Below are 15,295 nucleotides of genomic sequence, written 5' to 3' on the forward strand. Positions count from 1 at the left end.
AGGCTTTTCCTCCGGAGTTTCCGAGACCGCAGCGGCTGTAGTAGCAGCTCCGGCTGCGGCTTTTTCTTCACCCTCTATCAATCCGAGCTCTTCCGCGGACTCCTTTTTAGAGCTTTTAGCGGACACCTGTCCCTCTTCTTCCTTTTCTATTTTTTTAGACCGCTGTTTCTTCGCGGAGGTCTTCGGAGCCTTCTTCTTTTTCTTGCGCGGTTTGTAATCTTCCTCTACTAGCTCTATCAGGGAAATCGGCGTATTGTCGCCCTTTCTGAAACCGAGCTTAATGATTCTCGTGTAACCGCCCGGACGGTCTTTGAATTTTGCGGCAATCTCATCGAATAGCTTTTTCAGAACCTCTTTATCCCTTATGTACGCAGCAGCCTGCCTTCTCTTGTGGAGTGTCCCCTCTTTGGCGAGCGTTATCATCTTTTCCGCAACCCTTCTGAGCTCCTTTGCTTTCATGTCTGTAGTTCTGATCCTGTCGTGACGAAATAAATCCGTAACCATATTGCGGAACATGGATTTTCTGTGTTTTGTCGTAACTCCGAGTTTGCGTCCGAGTCTTTTGTGTCTCATCTTAGAGCCTCCGATTCTCTCTTACACGCCTATTGAGAAGCTATCTTTTCGCCCCGCTTCGCTTTTTCGTTTTCGAAGACTTCCTGATCGATCTTAAGCCCGAGGTCAAGGCCCATTTCAATCAATCTTTCCTTGATTTCAAAGAGTGAGCGTTTACCGAAATTCTCCAGATTGAGAAGATCGTCTTCAGACTTTTGAACAAGGTCTCCGGCATATTCGATACCCGCCTTTCTCAGACAGTTAAGCGATCTGGCGGAAAGATCCATTTCCTCAATAGTATTAAAAAGTATTTCTTCCGTTCCTTTTATCTCCTGTGTGTCTTCGCTCTCGGGAACCTCGTCGACCTCCGCTTCGTCGAAATTAATGAATACCGAAAGCTGGTTCTTTATTATCTTGGACGCGTAAGCGAGCGAGTCCTCGGGCAAGACGGTTCCGTTCGTCCATATTTCAAGTGTAAGTCTCTGGAAGTCCGTACGTCTTCCCACGCGCGAGTTCGTAACGGCATAATTAACCTTTCTTACCGGCGAGAACAGCGCGTCTATCGGAATAACCCCTATGGTGTTCTGTATCTCGCCCCTTCTTTCGACCGGCTCATACCCCCTACCCATCTCGACGGTCATCTCCATCTCGAGCTTGGCGCCTTCGGCCAGTGTTGCTACGTGATAATCCGGGTTGAGTATTTCCACGTTATGACCGGTGGATATGTCGCCTGCCTTTATATCGCACTCTCCCTGTCCGCTTACGGTTATCATCTGGGGCTCATAGGTGTGCATTTTAAGCTCTATGCCCTTGAGGTTAAGTATTATCTCGGTGACGTCCTCTTTAACCCCCGGTATAGACGAGAACTCATGCAGCACCCCGTCTATTTTTATTGAAGTTATCGCGGGACCCTGAATGGAAGACAGCAGAACCCTTCTTAAAGCGTTCCCCAATGTTACCCCGTATCCACGTTCCAGAGGCTCACATACGAATTTTGAGTAAAATGGAGTTGCGCTTTTTTCTTCCCTCTCTATCCTCTTGGGTTTAATTAAATCCTGCCAATTTTTTTGAAAATCCTTCACCATGTTTCCTCCATTTTTCAAATCCGACATAAATACCCCTTTTGGAACCGATTAATAATATTATCTAAACGACTATATCCTTGAATAGAACTCCACGATAAGCTGTTCTTCGATTGGAAATGTGACGTCATCCCTCATGGGGAGTCTCACAACCGAACCTTTATAATTCTCCGTATCGAGCTCAAGCCACTCGGGAACGCCTCTGCGGGAGCTGAATTCGAGGGCCTGATTTATTCTCTGAAGTTTTTTGCTCTTCTCCCTGATTTCAATCTTGTCGCCCTCCTCTACCTGATAGGACGGAATATTGACCACTTCACCGTTGACGAGTATGTGCTTGTGGCTGACAAGCTGCCTTGCGTCGTTCCTGGAGCTGCCGAAACAGAGCCTGTATACAACGTTATCGAGCCTCGTTTCGAGCATTGAAATAAGTATCGAGCCTGTGACGCCTTTCAGATGCGCGGCCTTGTGAAAATATCCCCTGAACTGCTTCTCCCTTATACCGTACATCCTCTTTACTTTTTGCTTCTCTCTCAGCCTGACCCCGAATTCAGAGAATCTGCTGCGAAATTTTCCGTGCTCTCCGGGAACCTGATCGGGCCTTTTCTCTATGGCCGTTTTACCGTTATAGCTTCGCTCCCCTTTGAGAAAGAGATTCACGCCCTCTCTTCTGGACAGTCTGTCAGTGGGTCCAGTATATCTTCCCATTTACTCAATAACCTCCTTGAATTCCAACGGAAGGAATGTCGATAAGCATTTTGTCATTTTATACCCTTCTTCTCCCCGGCGGCCTGCAGCCGTTATGGGGGATCGGTGTCACGTCCCTTATGTATGTAACTTTTAGTCCCGAGGCCTGGATGGACCTTATGGCGGGCTCCCTTCCCGGACCCGGTCCCTTGACATATACCGAAACGCTTTTCATCCCGACCGAGGCGGCCTTCTTCGCGGCGTCCTCAGCCGCGATCTGCGCGGCAAAGGGCGTTCCCTTACGCGTTCCCTTAAACCCCTTCGTACCGCCGCTCGACCAGGCTATAACGTTTCCGCTGTTGTCGCTAATCGTAATTATCGTATTATTGAATGTAGCCTGGATATTTACAACTCCCTGCTCCACGAATTTTTTTGCTTTCTTCTTTCCGGTTTTCTTAATAGCCATGCATTATCTCCGAAACGTCGTTATTTACCAGCTTTTTTCTTCTTGGCAATTGCGGTGCCGCGGGGGCCCTTTCTCGTTCTGGCGTTTGATTTGGTCTTCTGCCCGCGCGTGGGAAGGCCCGTCCTGTGTCTTATTCCCCTGTAGCATCCTATTTCAACCAGCCTTCTTATATTGGACTGAACCTCCTGCCGAAGCTCCCCCTCGACAGTATATTTGTTCTCGATAATATCCCTTATCGCCGCTACCTCCTGATCGGCCAGGTCCTTTGCCTTCATGTTCATGTCTATGCCGGCTTCTGTCAGTATTTCCTTTGAATAGACCTTTCCTATTCCGTAAATATAAGTAAGTCCTACCTGTATTCTTTTATTAAGCGGTATGTCAACACCTGCGATTCTGGGCATTTATACTCTCCCTCCTACCCTTGCTTTTGTTTATGTCTTTTATTCGAGCAAATGACTCTTATTACGCCTTTTCGTTTAATTATTCTGCATTTGTCACATATCTTTTTTACAGACGCTCTAACTTTCACTTCTTTTCACCCCGCTATTATCATTTTTTCAGTCTGTAAGTTATCCTGCCCTTTGAAAGATCATAGGGGGAAAGCTCAAGCTTCACCTTGTCCCCGGGCAGAATCCTGATAAAGCGTGTTCTCATTTTTCCGGAAACGTACGCAAGCACCTCGTGCCCGCCTTCTATTTCCACCCTGAACATCGCATTGGGCAGCGCCTCAAGCACCGTGCCCTCAAATTCTATTCTCTCTTCTTTTGCCATATTCTAGTTCCGCTGTGTCAACACCTTGGGTCCCTCTTCAGTAACCGCGACAGTGTGCTCGAAATGAGCCGAGAGCGTGCCGTCAACCGTAACGGCCGTCCAGCCGTCATTCAATATTTTTATATCCGGCCTGCCGACGTTAACCATAGGCTCTATCGCAATCACCATCCCGGGTTTCAATTTAACTCCCCTGCTCCTGTTTCCGTTATCCGGAACAAAATTCGGAACCTGGGGGTCTTCATGCAGTTTTTTACCTATCCCGTGTCCCACGAAAGATCTTACAATTGAAAATCCCTCTTCCTCCACGTAATTTTGAATCGCACCCGATATTTCGAACAGCCCGTTTCCGGGATACGCCTCCCGAATCCCTCTCTGAAGTGACTCCTCGGTGACTTTAAGCAGCTTTTCAGCCAGGGAGGACACCTTGCCCACGGGCACCGTAATCGCCGAATCCCCGTAATACCCGTCCAGACTTACTCCGAAATCAAGACCGACTATGTCACCTTCCTTGAGCAGCTTTTTCTTGGAAGGAATACCGTGCACAACCTCTTCGTTTATAGCGAAGCAGACCGAAGCGGGATAATTCGAATACCCCTTGAACGCCGGCCTGGCCCCTTTTTTCAAGGCCAGTTCTTCAGCCATCCTGTCAAGATCCCAGGTCGATACGCCGGGGACAACATTTTCCCTGAGTTTCCCAAGGGCATCGACAACTATCTGCGAAGCGGTGTGCATTTTTTCTATCTCTTCCTTTGTTTTCAAATAAATCATGTTTTTAGGCCGGCCAATACCGAGTCGATCCTGTCGAATACCTCATCTACGGAGCCCATGCCGTCAACCTCGTATAAAACGCCTTCATCCCCGTAGTAGGACTTGAGCGGCTCTGTCTGATTACGGTATACGTCAAGCCTGTTTCTTACGACATCCTCGGTGTCGTCCTGCCTGCCCTCTATTTTCTGGCGTTCCAGTATTCTTGTTATTATTTCCCTGTCATCCACCTCAATGGATATTACTGCGTCAATCGACTCCCCCTCAGAGTTGAGCATTTCGCCGAGAGCCTCGGCCTGGGGCACCGTACGGGGAAAACCGTCCAGCATGAAGCCGTTTCTCGCGTCATCCTCGCCGATTCTGTCCTTTATAATACCTATTACGACGCCGTCCGGGACAAGCTCGCCCTTTTCCATATACGACTTTGCCAGCCGGCCGAGCTCCGTGCCGTTTCTAACCGCGCCTCTCAGCATATCACCCGTGGAAATATGCGCCGTGTCGTATTTATCCTCTATCTTTTTTGCCTGAGTTCCCTTTCCGGCTCCGGGGGGACCAAACAATACCAATTTCATAATATTACCCCGACGTTAAACATTATATCTCTTTGGACCCTTCATGCCGCCCTTCTTTACAAAACCCTCATAACTGTGGGTAATCAGAAACGACTCGACCTGCTGAACAAAGTCAAGCGTCACCCCGACCACAATCAGGAGAGATGTGCCACCAAAGTAAAACGGAAGGTTAAACGGCTCCCTCTGAAGAAAAGAAGGTATTACACACACAAAGGCTACATATATCGCGCCTATGAATGTTATTCTTCCCAGGATTTTGTCTATGTATTCGGCAGTTTTCTTGCCCGGCCTGATTCCGGGAACAAAGCCTCCGTTTTTTCTTAAATTATCCGCCAAATCATCCGGATTATAAATAATAGCCGTATAAAAGTAAGCGAAGAATATTATTAGCGCTGCAAATATAATATTATACACAATTATGTTTTGAAATAATAAATCCGACATATCTCTCAGAAACGGCACGTTTATAAAGGTGAGCACCGTAGCGGGGAAAATAAGCAGTGATGACGCGAAGATAGGCGGTATAACCCCGGCTGTGTTTGTCTTCAAAGGAAGGTGAGATGACTGGCCGCCATATACCTTTCTGCCGACGACCCTCCTCGGGTACTGGACGGGAATTTTTCTGTACGATCTTTCGACGAACACTATGAAACCGACTATGAACACAAGCAGGATAAATATGAGCGCAACGCCGAACACGGTCAATTCACCGGTGCTTATGAGTCTTACTATGTCCCAAAGCCCTCCCGGCAGCCCGACAATAATCGAAGCGGCGATTATAAGGGAAATACCGTTTCCAATACCGCGCTCCGTTATCTGCTCACCGAGCCACATTACAAAAAGCGACCCCGCCGTCAGCGTAAGCACGGTCATGATTCTGAAAGTCCAGCCCGCCTCTTTGACTACGGCTGCGCCGGAACCTATGCCTCCCTCAAGCGTCACGGCCAGCATAAAGCCCTGAACCACGCATATAAGCACCGTGCCGTAACGGGAGTACTGGTTTATTTTTCTTCTCCCCGCTTCCCCCTCCTTCTGCATAGCCTCAAGCGTAGGAAACGCCTTCACCAGAAGAGACATGATAATGGAAGAGGTTATGTAAGGCATTACCCCGAGCGCGAAAACCGACGCGCGCTCCAGAGCTCCTCCGGAGAACATATTCAAGATGTCAAAGATCGTACCCCTTGTCTGCTCGAAGAGTCTTACTATCTGTTCGGGGTCTATGCCCGGAATCGGCACAAAAACGCCGAGTCTGTAAACGATGAGCATGAATGCTGTAAAGAGAAGGCGCTTGTTAAGCTCAGGTATTCTAGGAATAGCGCTTACATTTCTATTCATATAATATCTGCCTTACCGCCTTTTTCCTCAATTTTCTTCGCGGCGGTTTTACTGAAAGCGTCCGCCTGCACTGAAACCGAGCGCTCAAGCTCGCCGGTTCCCAGTATTTTTACCGGGTTCCTGCCTTTTATAAGACCAGCGCCCAGAAGCTCGTCGCGAGTAATCACATCCCCTTCTTTAAAGCGGTTGAGATCACGAATGTTCACCAGGTCGTATTCGAGGGTTCGCCTGCTCGTAAACCCTCGCTTGGGCGATCTCAGCTTCAAAGCCGTCTGGCCTCCCTCAAACCACGGCGGCAACTTTCCGCCGGACCTGGACCTCTGCCCTTTATGGCCCCTTCCGCTTGTTTTTCCGGTGCTGCCGGTCCCCCTGCCGACTCTTTTTTTCTGTTTCTTCGAACCCGGCGGGGGAGATAAATTATTAAGCATTATAAAACCCTCTTTGTTTTAAATTTAATTCGCTTCCCTCCGGAAAATCCGAAAGCCCGGAGAGAGCTCAATGTTGCAAAACCTCAATTTAACAAAGACTTCGGAAGATCCAGCTCTTTAATATCCTTGCCCCTGATCCTGGCCACTTCGTCGGGCATTCTGAGCGACGCAAGTCCGTTTATGGCGGCCTGTACGACATTTAAAGGGTTCGTTGATCCCACGACCTTCGAAAGGATGTCATGAATACCCGAAAGCTCGACAACCGCTCTTACGGCGCCCCCCGCTATTACTCCGGTACCGGGGGAAGCGGGCTTCAGCATGACTTTGCTGGATACGTGCACACCTATTATTTCATGAGGGATAGTGCTTCCCAGAATAGGAACTCTGATAAGGCTCTTTTTCGCTTTCTCAATCGCCTTCCTTATGGCGTCCGGCACTTCGTTGGATTTTCCCAAACCCGAACCTATTACGCCTCCCGAATTACCGACAACCGCCAACGCGGTAAAATGGAACCTCTTGCCGCCTTTGGTTACTTTCGCTACACGCCTTATATGAACTACTTTTTCTTTGAGCTCGAACTCGTTCGGATCAATGTTTTCTTTTTGCAAGAATACCTCCCTCAACAAAACTGCTTTTTCTGTTTGCTCTAAAACTCAAGACCGGCCTCCCTCGCGGCATCCGCAAAGGATTTTATCCTTCCGTGATAGGGGTAGCCGCCGCGGTCAAAGGAGACTTGTTTGATGCCTTTCGAGAGCGCAAGCTCGCCGAGATATTTGCCCACAATTTTGGCCTCTTCCACTTTCTTTTTATTTTCCTCTCCCAGCAGTCCCTTTACTTCAGGCGTAAGGGAGGAGGCGGAAACCAGGGTATTGGCACTAACGTCATCTATTATCTGCGCATAGATATGCCTTGAGGACTTGAACACGGAGAGTCTCGGCCTTTCGGCATTTCCGCTTATTTTTCTTCTGACCCTCGAGTGTCTTAGGGCTTTTTTAATTTTTCTGCTTGCTCTTTTCATTACGCCTTCGCACCTGCCTTGCCAGGTTTCAATTTCAATTTCTCGTCCGAATACCTGATTCCCTTTCCTTTATATGAATCGGGCGGTCTCAACTCGCGGATCCTGGCCGCGGTCTGACCTAACACCTGCTTGTCGATCCCCTTTAATATGAGTCTAGTTCCCCTTTCCTCGAATTCAGCCGATATACCTTCCGGCAGAGTGAAATCCACAGGATTCGAATATCCCAGATTGAACTTTATACCGTTCTTGCCCGCAGCCTCCGCCCTGTAACCCACCCCTACAATCTCAAGAGTCCGCGTAAATCCGTCGCTCACTCCCGTAACCATGTTGGATATAACCGAACGGGCGAGGCCGTGAAGAGCCTTTATGCGCTTTTCATCGTTCTTTCTTTCAACCAGAATCGTTTGTTCTTCGACTTGAGCGCTTATACCGTCCGGGATATCCCAGGAGAGCTTCCCCTTTCCTCCCTCAATTTCCACAAGTCTTCCCTTCCGGCTGATCTTTACGCCGCTTGGAACCGTTATCGGTTTTCTGCCAATTCGAGACATTCAAACTCCCTCACAATATAGAACAGATAATCTCGCCGCCGACGCCCTGACTGCGAGCTTCGGAACCCGTCATTATCCCCTTGGATGTTGAAAGAATACAAACCCCCAAGCCGCCTTTGACCCGGGGAATTTCGTCTTTATTCACATAGACCCTTCTGCTCGGCCTGCTTATTCTCTTGATCTCCAGTATTACGCTTTTTTTGTCAGGCGTGTATGCAAGCACGATATTAATGCTCTTCGTACCGTCTTTTTCTCCGATACTGTAATCGGAAACATATCCCTCTTCCTTTAATATCCTTGCCAGCTCAACCTTTATTGTCGACACGGGTATCGATACGGTTTTATGACCTGCTATCAATCCGTTACGAACTCTTGTCAGCATATCAGATATTGGGTCTGTCATATTCCTGATCGCCCCTTTTATTAATTATTAAAATTCCTTGGATTCTAATTGCCGTTATTTACCAGCTGGACTTTCTAACACCCGGCAATCTGCCGAAACTCGCAAGATCCCTGAAGCATAACCTGCACATATTGAATTCCCGGAGAAAACCTCTCGGCCTGCCGCAAAGAGGACAGCGGTTTCTCTGTCTTACCTTAAATTTGGGCTCTCTTTTGGATTTCTCCATTAATGCTTTGCGTGTCATCAAATCCCTCTCTTAATTATTTGCAAAAGGCATTCCGAACTCTTCCAGCAATCCTCTTGCCTCTTCATCCGTTTTGGCTGTGGTTACTATGCTTACGTTCATTCCTTTGACTGTTTGCACCTTGCTGTAGTCTATTTCCGGAAAAATTATCTGCTCCCTGAGCCCGAGCGTGTAATTTCCCCTTCCGTCAAAGGCTTTTGACGAAACACCCCTGAAGTCCCTGACTCTGGGAAGGGCGAGGTTGACGAGTCTGTCCAGAAACTCGTACATCTTATCGCCGCGAAGGGTAACCGAGCATCCTATGGGCAGTCCCTCTCTTAACTTGAACCCCGCTATTGAGTGCTTGGAGTTTCTTATTACGGGTCTCTGGCCCGTGATGCTTGAAATTTCCTCAACTGCTTCGTCAATAACCTTTTTATCTCTGCCCGCGTCGGTTAATTTGCCGAGCCCCATATTAATGACAATCTTCTCGATCCTGGGGATCTGCATAGGGTTACCGTAGGAGAACCTTTCCTTTAATGACGGGATTACCTTTTCATTGTAAATGCTTTTGAGTCTGGGCGCCATTATTTGCCGATCTCCTCACCGCTCTTTTTGCTGTATCTGACCTTCTCGCCGCTCCCGAGGACCCTACGTCCGACTCTGACGGGCTCCCCTTCCGTGTTATCGTAAAGCATCAGGTTGGATATATGTATGGGAGCCTCTTTTTCCACGATCCCGCCCGTGGGGTTCTTCTGGGACTGACGCTCATGGCGCTTTACGAGGTTGAGCTTCTCCACAAGCGCAGCTTCCTTTTCTCTCAACACTTTTATCACTTTCCCGGTTTTACCCTTCTCCTTTCCCGCTACGACATATACGGTATCGCCGCTCTTGATGTTGAATCTCTTTCTTTTCTCCGAATTTTTTCTCGACGCGGAAGCCACTTTACACCACCTCCGGGGCAAGAGAAATTATTTTCATAAAACCCTTCGTACGCAGCTCCCTGGCTATAGGCCCGAAAACACGGGTACCCATGGGCTCGTTTTCTTTGTTAATAAGCACTGCGGCGTTATTATCGAATCTTACGTATGACCCGTCCACCCTTCTCTGTTCCTTTCTGGTACGCACAATCACAGCCCTCTGCACGGTGCCCTTATCCACTTTTGAGTTGGGAATAGCCTCCTTGACGGACACTACAACCACATCCCCCAACCTGGCGTATTTTCTTCCGGAGCCGCCCAGCACCTTAATACAAAAAAGCCTCTTGGCCCCCGTATTGTCGGCGGAATCCAGATATGTCGTCGACTGAATCACTCTAAATTCCCTCCCGCATTATCAAGCTCCGCATCAACTTCGAGCTGAATTCCGCGCTCGAGAATTTTGCTCACTCTCCATCTCTTGGTCTTGCTGTAGGGCCTGGTTTCGAGTATCTGCACCTTGTCCCCTACCCTGCACTCCTGGTTTTCATCGTGAGCCTTGAATTTAGTGTTCATTTTGAAAGCCTTTTTGTATCTCGGATCTTTCCGGATATGGATCACGTCAACAACGACTGTTTTATCCATCTTGTCGCTCACGACGGTTCCGACTCTAGATTTATATTTCCCTCTCGGCATTTAACTAACTTCTCCCTGTGCAGTGTCCTTTTCTCTGATTACGGTCAACAGCCGCGCGAGGTCTTTCTTCAAATTATTAATCCTCGCGACATTTGTCGTCTGCTGAGTGGCTATCTGGATTCTCAGATTGAAAATTTCTTCCTTTAGCTCATCTTTTTTCTTTGACAGCTCGTTATCCGTCAACTCCCTGAATTCGCTCGCCTTCATCCCAGAATATCCCCCTCATCACGTGTTACCATGCGCGTTTTGACAGGGAGCTTGTGAGACGCAAGCCTGAAGGCTTCCTTCGCGAGCTCCTGGGTCAGGCCGCTGATTTCATAAATCATGGTGCCCCTTTTTACCGGAGCCACATAGCTGTCCACATCTCCTTTACCCTTTCCCATCCTGGTCTCGGCGGGTTTCTTGGTAACGGCCTTATGCGGGAACACCCTTATCCATAGCTTGGCTCCCCTTCTCACGTGTCGAGTGATAGCGATACGGGCGGCTTCGATCTGCCTGGACGTGAGCTTGCCTCCTTCCAGGGACTGGAGCCCGTACTCGCCGAAGGCCATGGACGCGCCCTTGGTCGCCTTGCCTCTTATCCTGCCTTTATGAAGTTTCCTGTATTTTGTACGCGACGGCTGTAACATTTTATATCACCATTATACGACTTGCTTGCTTTTCCTCTCCAGAATTTCACCTTTAAAAATCCAGACTTTTACACCTATAATTCCATAAGTAGTGCTGGCCTCGGCAAAGCCGTAATCAATATCCGCCCTGAGCGTGGCAAGCGGGACTCTGCCTTCCCTGTACCATTCCTTCCTCGCAATCTCCGTCCCCCCGAGTCTTCCTGAAACCATGATTTTAATGCCGAGCGCTCCGAGTCTCATCGCGGACGAGAGGCCCCTTTTCATAGCGCGCCTGAACGCCACGCGCCTCTCTATCTGGAGGGCGACGTTCTCCGCCACCAATTGGGCGTCTATTTCCGGACGCTTGACCTCTCGGATGTCGAGGTAGATATCCTTCCCCGTCATTTTCGAGAGCCTCTGCCTGAGGGCCTCAATCTCCTGCCCTTTCCTTCCTATTATCATCCCCGGGCGGGCCGAGTGTATTACTATCCTGACCCTCTCGGACGCCGCTCTCTCAAGCTCGATCTTCGAAATCGCCGCCTGATAAAATTCCTTTTTAATAAGATTCCTTATCTTCAAATCCTCGTGAAGGAGCTCCGTGTATCGCTGTTTTTCGGCATACCATTTGGAGTCCCAGCCTTTCGTAATTCCAACTCTCAGCCCTATAGGGTTAACTTTCTGACCCAATTTAAAGCCCCCTTTCTTCAAGTACTATTGTTATGTGGCTCATTCTTCTTTTTCTCTGGTCCGCGCGCCCCCTGGCCCTCGGCCTTACCCTCTTGAGCATAGGCCCCTTTGAGGCGTACACTTCCTTTATGTAAAGAGTCTCAGTATCGCTGTGACCTTTCTCGGAAGCGTTGGCGACGGCTGATTTCAGGAGTTTGGCAATATCCGGGGCCGACCTTTTACGGAGCGAAGAAAGTATCGAAAAAGCGTTTTCCACTCCGTTTCCTCTTATAAGCTCCAACACAGGGCCAAGCTTCTTGGGTGATGATCTGTAATATTTTTTTACAGCTTGAGATACCATTGTTTTCCCTTCTGTTTATTTTCTACCTTTTTCCAACTTTGGCCTTCTTGTCCCCCGCGTGACTCGAAAATGTGCGGGTGGGAGAGAACTCTCCCAGCTTGTGACCGACCATGTGCTCGGTGACGTAAACCGGTATAAACTTTCTCCCGTTGTGCACCGCAAACGTAAGGCCCATCATATCAGGCGTAATCATTGAATTTCTTGACCATGTTTTTATTATACGACCGCTGCCCAAAGCCTTCTCCGCTTCTACCTTCTTCTGCAGTTTATCGCTTACATACGGTCCTTTTTTATTTGATCTGGGCATGACTTCTCCTTAATCCATTCCGTATCCAATTCTTCTACGCTTCACTATAAACTTATCGGTTCTCTTGTTCTTTCTCGTTTTATATCCGATTGTAATCCAGCCCCAGGGAGATACAGGATGAGGATTGCCCTTGGTCGCTTTTCCCTCGCCTCCGCCGTGGGGGTGATCGACAGGGTTCATTGCGACTCCCCTGACATGGGGTCTTTTCCCTATGTGCCTTTTTCTCCCGGCCTTGCCGAGGGTAACAAGCTCGTGCTCGGCGTTTCCGATTCTGCCCACTGTCGCGGCGCAGTCCAAGTGAATAAGCCGTATTTCGCCGGAGGTTAATTTAATCTGGGCATAGGAGCCTTCCTTCGCAACGATCTGAGCGGAAGCCCCGGCAGCTCTCGCAATTTTACCGCCGCCCCCGGGCTTTAATTCTATGTTATGAACAATCGTACCCACCGGGATGAATTTAAGCGGCAGGGAGTTGCCGGCCGATACCTCTGCATTTTCCCCGCATACAACCGTGTCTCCGAGCTTTATGCCCTCGGGCGCGAGGATATATCTCTTCTCCCCGTCCGTATAGTTGAGCAGAGCAATCCTGGCCGAGCGGTTCGGATCGTACTCTATCGAAACAACCCTGGCGGGAACATCGTATTTATCCCTTTTAAAATCTATTTTTCTATAAAGCCTTTTATGTCCTCCGCCCCGCTGATAGCTCGTAATCCTGCCCTGCGAATTCCTTCCGCCCGTTTTCTTTACGGGGGAGGTGAGCGGTTTGTGCGGTCTTTCCGCGGTGATGTCGGCAAAGTCGGATCCCGACCTGAACCTTGTTCCCGGACTAGTGGGGTTGAATTTTTTAATACCCATTCCTAAACTCCCTCAAAAAACTCGATAACTCCTTCCTTGACATGAACATACGCCTTTTTAATCGAGGACTTTTGACCTGATATCCTCCCGAACTTTTTTACCTTTTTACCAGTAGTAACAAGGGTCCTGACCTTGCCTACCTTAACGTTAAATACCTTTTCGACAGCGTCCCTTATCTCGTTTTTAGTCGATCCCTTGTCGACCGAAAACACATACCAGCCGGACTCTCTTAAATCAGAGGATTTCTCGGTCACGAGCGGGCGCTTGATTATGTGCCTGGGGTCTTTCAATTTTTCAGAGTCTCCTGCGCACTTTTAATAGAATCTTCAGTCATAATTAATGCGTCATACTTTAAAATATCAAATACGTTAATGCCTCCGACCCTGAGCACCTTCACGTTCGGCATATTCCTTGCCGACTTCAGAAGGTTCTCATTATCGCCATCGCCCCCTACGATTATCAAAACGGATTTAAGATCGAATTTCTTTACGAAATCGGCCACCTGTTTTGTTTTAATCTCGGGGAGGTTGAACTCGTTGAGCGCCATAAGAACACCCTCGCCGTATTTAAGGGATAGCGCGCTTACAAGAGCCTGGCGTTTGGTCTTTTTATTTACCGAATAAGACCAGTCCTTGGGCTTGGGTCCGAAAACCACTCCCCCTTTTCTCCACTGGGGAGCCCTGATGCTTCCCTGCCGCGCCCGTCCCAGGTGTTTCTGCCTCCAGGGCTTTCTGCCGCCGCCCCTTACCTCGCCCCTCTGCTTTGTGGAGGCCGTGCCCGCGCGCCTGCCGGCCAGCTGCCAGTTTACAACCGCATGAAGCAGGTGTTTTTTGACCGGCGCCTCGAATATCGAAGGGTCGAGCTCTACCGAACCCACCTTGCTTTTTTCCAAATCATAAACATCAAGCTCAGGCACTTTGACTTCTCCCTTTCGTAGTTCTCTTAATTATCACAAGGCCGCCTCTCGGTCCAGGAACCGACCCCTTTACGACGATCATGTTCCTCTCAGCGTCAACCTTGAAGACCTTGATTCCCTGGACAGCGACTTTCTCATTTCCCAATTGGCCCGGCATTTTTATACCTTTCCAGACCTTTGCGGGATAAGAGGCCTGACCGATACCGCCTACCCTCCTGTGAGCCATCCCGCCGTGAGAAGCCGGCTGACCCCTGAAATTATGCCTCTTCATGGCGCCCGAAAATCCCTTTCCCTTGCTGGTGCCCACGACGTCAACAATCTCCCCTTCCTCGAACACGTCAGCCTTTATTTCATCTCCGGGGTTATACTCCCCTTCTTTGGCGCTGAACTCCGCCAGGTGTCTCAACGGAGATACTTCGGCCTTTTTAAAATGGCCGAGCATGGGCTTGGAGACCCTCTGAGGCTTTACCTCTTCAAACCCCAGCTGCAAGGCCTCGTACCCGTCCTTATCCTCGGTTTTTTTCTGCACCACGAAACAGGGACCCGCTTCAATCACGGTCCCGACCACCGCGGTTCCGTTGTCCAGAAAAAACTCGGTCATTCCTAATTTTTTGCCTATTAATCCTTCAACCATTACGATTACGATCCTGTTAGTTTTATCTCAACCTCAACGCCCGAAGCCAGATCCAGCTTCATCAGCGCATCGATAGTCTGTTGCGTAGGCTCCAGTATATCCACCAGCCTCTTGTGTGTTCTCACTTCAAAGTGCTCCCTGGAGTTCTTGTCAACGTGAGGGGACCTCAATACACAGTAGCGGCTTATATGAGTAGGCAGAGGAACTGGCCCCGAGACCCTTGCCCCGGTTCTTTTCGCCGTATCCACTATCTCCACAGATGACCTGTCAAGCAGCCTGTGATCAAACGATTTCAACTTTATTCTTATCTTGGCAGCACGATTCATAAATAACTTCCCTTAAAAACTATCACTCCACGATTTTAGTAACTACACCAGCGCCCACTGTTCTTCCCCCTTCCCTTATCGCAAACCTAAGCTGCTCCTCAAGGGCCACAGGCGCTATCAACTCCACGTCCATATTCACATTATCCCCGGGCATCACCATCTCCA

General features: G+C 49.0%; 30 protein-coding genes and 1 pseudogene. All 31 read right to left on the bottom strand.

Going from position 1 to position 15,295, the window contains the following annotated elements:
* Positions 1 to 174 precede the first annotated feature (174 nt).
* Positions 175 to 573, bottom strand: a pseudogene (rplQ, locus tag RIG61_13925) (50S ribosomal protein L17).
* 29 nt (positions 574 to 602) lie between these two features.
* Positions 603 to 1,664 (bottom strand): DNA-directed RNA polymerase subunit alpha, encoded by a 1,062-nt coding sequence (locus tag RIG61_13930; GenBank protein MEQ9620255.1) that lies wholly within the window; start codon positions 1,662 to 1,664, stop codon positions 603 to 605.
* A 42-nt stretch (positions 1,665 to 1,706) separates the two neighbouring features.
* Positions 1,707 to 2,339, bottom strand: a complete 633-nt coding sequence (rpsD, locus tag RIG61_13935; protein MEQ9620256.1) for a 30S ribosomal protein S4 — start codon at positions 2,337 to 2,339, stop codon at positions 1,707 to 1,709.
* Between the two features lie 58 nt (positions 2,340 to 2,397).
* Entirely contained in the window at positions 2,398 to 2,784 is a 387-nt protein-coding gene (gene rpsK, locus RIG61_13940; protein ID MEQ9620257.1) for a 30S ribosomal protein S11, read from the bottom strand.
* Between the two features lie 20 nt (positions 2,785 to 2,804).
* Positions 2,805 to 3,185: a 30S ribosomal protein S13 gene (rpsM, locus tag RIG61_13945; GenBank protein MEQ9620258.1), complete on the bottom strand. Its 381-nt coding sequence runs from the start codon at positions 3,183 to 3,185 to the stop codon at positions 2,805 to 2,807.
* A 14-nt stretch (positions 3,186 to 3,199) separates the two neighbouring features.
* Entirely contained in the window at positions 3,200 to 3,313 is a 114-nt protein-coding gene (gene rpmJ / locus RIG61_13950; protein ID MEQ9620259.1) for a 50S ribosomal protein L36, read from the bottom strand.
* 20 nt (positions 3,314 to 3,333) lie between these two features.
* Positions 3,334 to 3,555 carry a translation initiation factor IF-1 gene (gene infA, locus RIG61_13955; protein MEQ9620260.1) on the bottom strand — a complete coding sequence of 74 codons (222 nt, stop codon included), beginning with the start codon at positions 3,553 to 3,555 and terminating at the stop codon, positions 3,334 to 3,336.
* Positions 3,556 to 3,558: 3 nt separating this feature from the next.
* Positions 3,559 to 4,323, bottom strand: a complete 765-nt coding sequence (map, locus tag RIG61_13960) for a type I methionyl aminopeptidase (GenBank protein MEQ9620261.1) — start codon at positions 4,321 to 4,323, stop codon at positions 3,559 to 3,561.
* Positions 4,320 to 4,892: an adenylate kinase gene (locus RIG61_13965; protein ID MEQ9620262.1), complete on the bottom strand. Its 573-nt coding sequence runs from the start codon at positions 4,890 to 4,892 to the stop codon at positions 4,320 to 4,322. Before RIG61_13965 ends, map begins: the two co-directional genes overlap by 4 nt.
* Positions 4,893 to 4,907: 15 nt before the next feature.
* Positions 4,908 to 6,227 carry a preprotein translocase subunit SecY gene (gene secY / locus RIG61_13970; GenBank protein MEQ9620263.1) on the bottom strand — a complete coding sequence of 440 codons (1,320 nt, stop codon included), beginning with the start codon at positions 6,225 to 6,227 and terminating at the stop codon, positions 4,908 to 4,910.
* On the bottom strand, positions 6,224 to 6,655 hold the full coding sequence (rplO, locus tag RIG61_13975; GenBank protein ID MEQ9620264.1) for a 50S ribosomal protein L15: 432 nt from the start codon (positions 6,653 to 6,655) through the stop codon (positions 6,224 to 6,226). Before rplO ends, secY begins: the two co-directional genes overlap by 4 nt.
* Before the next feature lie 83 nt (positions 6,656 to 6,738).
* Positions 6,739 to 7,263 carry a 30S ribosomal protein S5 gene (gene rpsE, locus RIG61_13980; protein MEQ9620265.1) on the bottom strand — a complete coding sequence of 175 codons (525 nt, stop codon included), beginning with the start codon at positions 7,261 to 7,263 and terminating at the stop codon, positions 6,739 to 6,741.
* A gap of 38 nt (positions 7,264 to 7,301) precedes the next feature.
* A complete protein-coding gene (gene rplR / locus RIG61_13985; protein MEQ9620266.1) occupies positions 7,302 to 7,673 on the bottom strand; it encodes a 50S ribosomal protein L18 in 372 nt (123 codons plus the stop codon).
* A complete protein-coding gene (gene rplF / locus RIG61_13990; GenBank protein ID MEQ9620267.1) occupies positions 7,673 to 8,221 on the bottom strand; it encodes a 50S ribosomal protein L6 in 549 nt (182 codons plus the stop codon). Before rplF ends, rplR begins: the two co-directional genes overlap by 1 nt.
* A gap of 10 nt (positions 8,222 to 8,231) precedes the next feature.
* Positions 8,232 to 8,624, bottom strand: a complete 393-nt coding sequence (gene rpsH / locus RIG61_13995; GenBank protein ID MEQ9620268.1) for a 30S ribosomal protein S8 — start codon at positions 8,622 to 8,624, stop codon at positions 8,232 to 8,234.
* Positions 8,625 to 8,682: 58 nt separating this feature from the next.
* Entirely contained in the window at positions 8,683 to 8,868 is a 186-nt protein-coding gene (locus RIG61_14000; protein MEQ9620269.1) for a type Z 30S ribosomal protein S14, read from the bottom strand.
* A gap of 12 nt (positions 8,869 to 8,880) precedes the next feature.
* On the bottom strand, positions 8,881 to 9,435 hold the full coding sequence (rplE, locus tag RIG61_14005; GenBank protein MEQ9620270.1) for a 50S ribosomal protein L5: 555 nt from the start codon (positions 9,433 to 9,435) through the stop codon (positions 8,881 to 8,883).
* Positions 9,435 to 9,791 carry a 50S ribosomal protein L24 gene (gene rplX / locus RIG61_14010; protein ID MEQ9620271.1) on the bottom strand — a complete coding sequence of 119 codons (357 nt, stop codon included), beginning with the start codon at positions 9,789 to 9,791 and terminating at the stop codon, positions 9,435 to 9,437. The genes rplE and rplX overlap by 1 nt, the downstream gene beginning before the upstream one ends.
* A gap of 1 nt (position 9,792) precedes the next feature.
* Positions 9,793 to 10,161, bottom strand: a complete 369-nt coding sequence (gene rplN / locus RIG61_14015; protein ID MEQ9620272.1) for a 50S ribosomal protein L14 — start codon at positions 10,159 to 10,161, stop codon at positions 9,793 to 9,795.
* Positions 10,158 to 10,460: a 30S ribosomal protein S17 gene (gene rpsQ / locus RIG61_14020; protein ID MEQ9620273.1), complete on the bottom strand. Its 303-nt coding sequence runs from the start codon at positions 10,458 to 10,460 to the stop codon at positions 10,158 to 10,160. Before rpsQ ends, rplN begins: the two co-directional genes overlap by 4 nt.
* Positions 10,461 to 10,667 carry a 50S ribosomal protein L29 gene (rpmC, locus tag RIG61_14025; GenBank protein MEQ9620274.1) on the bottom strand — a complete coding sequence of 69 codons (207 nt, stop codon included), beginning with the start codon at positions 10,665 to 10,667 and terminating at the stop codon, positions 10,461 to 10,463.
* Complete coding sequence (gene rplP, locus RIG61_14030) at positions 10,664 to 11,089, bottom strand: 50S ribosomal protein L16 (protein ID MEQ9620275.1); 426 nt, start codon at positions 11,087 to 11,089, stop codon at positions 10,664 to 10,666. Before rplP ends, rpmC begins: the two co-directional genes overlap by 4 nt.
* Positions 11,090 to 11,101: 12 nt before the next feature.
* Entirely contained in the window at positions 11,102 to 11,755 is a 654-nt protein-coding gene (gene rpsC / locus RIG61_14035) for a 30S ribosomal protein S3 (GenBank protein MEQ9620276.1), read from the bottom strand.
* Position 11,756: 1 nt separating this feature from the next.
* On the bottom strand, positions 11,757 to 12,095 hold the full coding sequence (gene rplV / locus RIG61_14040) for a 50S ribosomal protein L22 (protein MEQ9620277.1): 339 nt from the start codon (positions 12,093 to 12,095) through the stop codon (positions 11,757 to 11,759).
* A 22-nt stretch (positions 12,096 to 12,117) separates the two neighbouring features.
* Positions 12,118 to 12,402, bottom strand: coding sequence for a 30S ribosomal protein S19 (rpsS, locus tag RIG61_14045; protein ID MEQ9620278.1), 285 nt, complete (start codon positions 12,400 to 12,402; stop codon positions 12,118 to 12,120).
* A 9-nt stretch (positions 12,403 to 12,411) separates the two neighbouring features.
* Positions 12,412 to 13,254 carry a 50S ribosomal protein L2 gene (gene rplB, locus RIG61_14050; protein MEQ9620279.1) on the bottom strand — a complete coding sequence of 281 codons (843 nt, stop codon included), beginning with the start codon at positions 13,252 to 13,254 and terminating at the stop codon, positions 12,412 to 12,414.
* Positions 13,255 to 13,256: 2 nt separating this feature from the next.
* On the bottom strand, positions 13,257 to 13,544 hold the full coding sequence (rplW, locus tag RIG61_14055) for a 50S ribosomal protein L23 (protein ID MEQ9620280.1): 288 nt from the start codon (positions 13,542 to 13,544) through the stop codon (positions 13,257 to 13,259).
* On the bottom strand, positions 13,541 to 14,170 hold the full coding sequence (gene rplD, locus RIG61_14060; protein MEQ9620281.1) for a 50S ribosomal protein L4: 630 nt from the start codon (positions 14,168 to 14,170) through the stop codon (positions 13,541 to 13,543). Before rplD ends, rplW begins: the two co-directional genes overlap by 4 nt.
* Positions 14,163 to 14,816 (bottom strand): 50S ribosomal protein L3, encoded by a 654-nt coding sequence (gene rplC / locus RIG61_14065; GenBank protein ID MEQ9620282.1) that lies wholly within the window; start codon positions 14,814 to 14,816, stop codon positions 14,163 to 14,165. The genes rplD and rplC overlap by 8 nt, the downstream gene beginning before the upstream one ends.
* The gene (gene rpsJ, locus RIG61_14070) at positions 14,810 to 15,130 is read right to left on the bottom strand and encodes a 30S ribosomal protein S10 (protein MEQ9620283.1); all 321 of its coding nucleotides are present in this window, start codon (positions 15,128 to 15,130) and stop codon (positions 14,810 to 14,812) included. The genes rplC and rpsJ overlap by 7 nt, the downstream gene beginning before the upstream one ends.
* Before the next feature lie 22 nt (positions 15,131 to 15,152).
* Positions 15,153 to 15,295, bottom strand: a 143-nt coding sequence (gene tuf / locus RIG61_14075; GenBank protein MEQ9620284.1) for an elongation factor Tu, incomplete at its 5' end; no start/stop codon positions are given.

Source organism: Deltaproteobacteria bacterium (assembly GCA_040223695.1).
Taxonomy (GTDB): Bacteria; Desulfobacterota_D; UBA1144; order Nemesobacterales; family UBA2774; genus JAVKFU01.

Coding starts and splice junctions, on each gene's coding strand:
- rplO (MEQ9620264.1), bottom strand. CDS start 6,655: ATGCTTAATAATTTATCTCCCCCGCCGGGTTCGAAGAAACAGAAAAAA.
- rpsD (MEQ9620256.1), bottom strand. CDS start 2,339: ATGGGAAGATATACTGGACCCACTGACAGACTGTCCAGAAGAGAGGGC.
- rplE (MEQ9620270.1), bottom strand. CDS start 9,435: ATGGCGCCCAGACTCAAAAGCATTTACAATGAAAAGGTAATCCCGTCA.
- map (MEQ9620261.1), bottom strand. CDS start 4,323: ATGATTTATTTGAAAACAAAGGAAGAGATAGAAAAAATGCACACCGCT.
- rplP (MEQ9620275.1), bottom strand. CDS start 11,089: ATGTTACAGCCGTCGCGTACAAAATACAGGAAACTTCATAAAGGCAGG.
- RIG61_13965 (MEQ9620262.1), bottom strand. CDS start 4,892: ATGAAATTGGTATTGTTTGGTCCCCCCGGAGCCGGAAAGGGAACTCAG.
- secY (MEQ9620263.1), bottom strand. CDS start 6,227: ATGAATAGAAATGTAAGCGCTATTCCTAGAATACCTGAGCTTAACAAG.
- rplF (MEQ9620267.1), bottom strand. CDS start 8,221: ATGTCTCGAATTGGCAGAAAACCGATAACGGTTCCAAGCGGCGTAAAG.
- RIG61_13930 (MEQ9620255.1), bottom strand. CDS start 1,664: ATGTCGGATTTGAAAAATGGAGGAAACATGGTGAAGGATTTTCAAAAA.
- rpsH (MEQ9620268.1), bottom strand. CDS start 8,624: ATGACAGACCCAATATCTGATATGCTGACAAGAGTTCGTAACGGATTG.
- rpmC (MEQ9620274.1), bottom strand. CDS start 10,667: ATGAAGGCGAGCGAATTCAGGGAGTTGACGGATAACGAGCTGTCAAAG.
- rpsK (MEQ9620257.1), bottom strand. CDS start 2,784: ATGGCTATTAAGAAAACCGGAAAGAAGAAAGCAAAAAAATTCGTGGAG.
- infA (MEQ9620260.1), bottom strand. CDS start 3,555: ATGGCAAAAGAAGAGAGAATAGAATTTGAGGGCACGGTGCTTGAGGCG.
- rplR (MEQ9620266.1), bottom strand. CDS start 7,673: ATGAAAAGAGCAAGCAGAAAAATTAAAAAAGCCCTAAGACACTCGAGG.
- RIG61_14000 (MEQ9620269.1), bottom strand. CDS start 8,868: ATGACACGCAAAGCATTAATGGAGAAATCCAAAAGAGAGCCCAAATTT.
- rpsM (MEQ9620258.1), bottom strand. CDS start 3,185: ATGCCCAGAATCGCAGGTGTTGACATACCGCTTAATAAAAGAATACAG.
- rpsQ (MEQ9620273.1), bottom strand. CDS start 10,460: ATGCCGAGAGGGAAATATAAATCTAGAGTCGGAACCGTCGTGAGCGAC.
- rplB (MEQ9620279.1), bottom strand. CDS start 13,254: ATGGGTATTAAAAAATTCAACCCCACTAGTCCGGGAACAAGGTTCAGG.
- rplV (MEQ9620277.1), bottom strand. CDS start 12,095: ATGGTATCTCAAGCTGTAAAAAAATATTACAGATCATCACCCAAGAAG.
- rpsJ (MEQ9620283.1), bottom strand. CDS start 15,130: ATGAATCGTGCTGCCAAGATAAGAATAAAGTTGAAATCGTTTGATCAC.
- rpsS (MEQ9620278.1), bottom strand. CDS start 12,402: ATGCCCAGATCAAATAAAAAAGGACCGTATGTAAGCGATAAACTGCAG.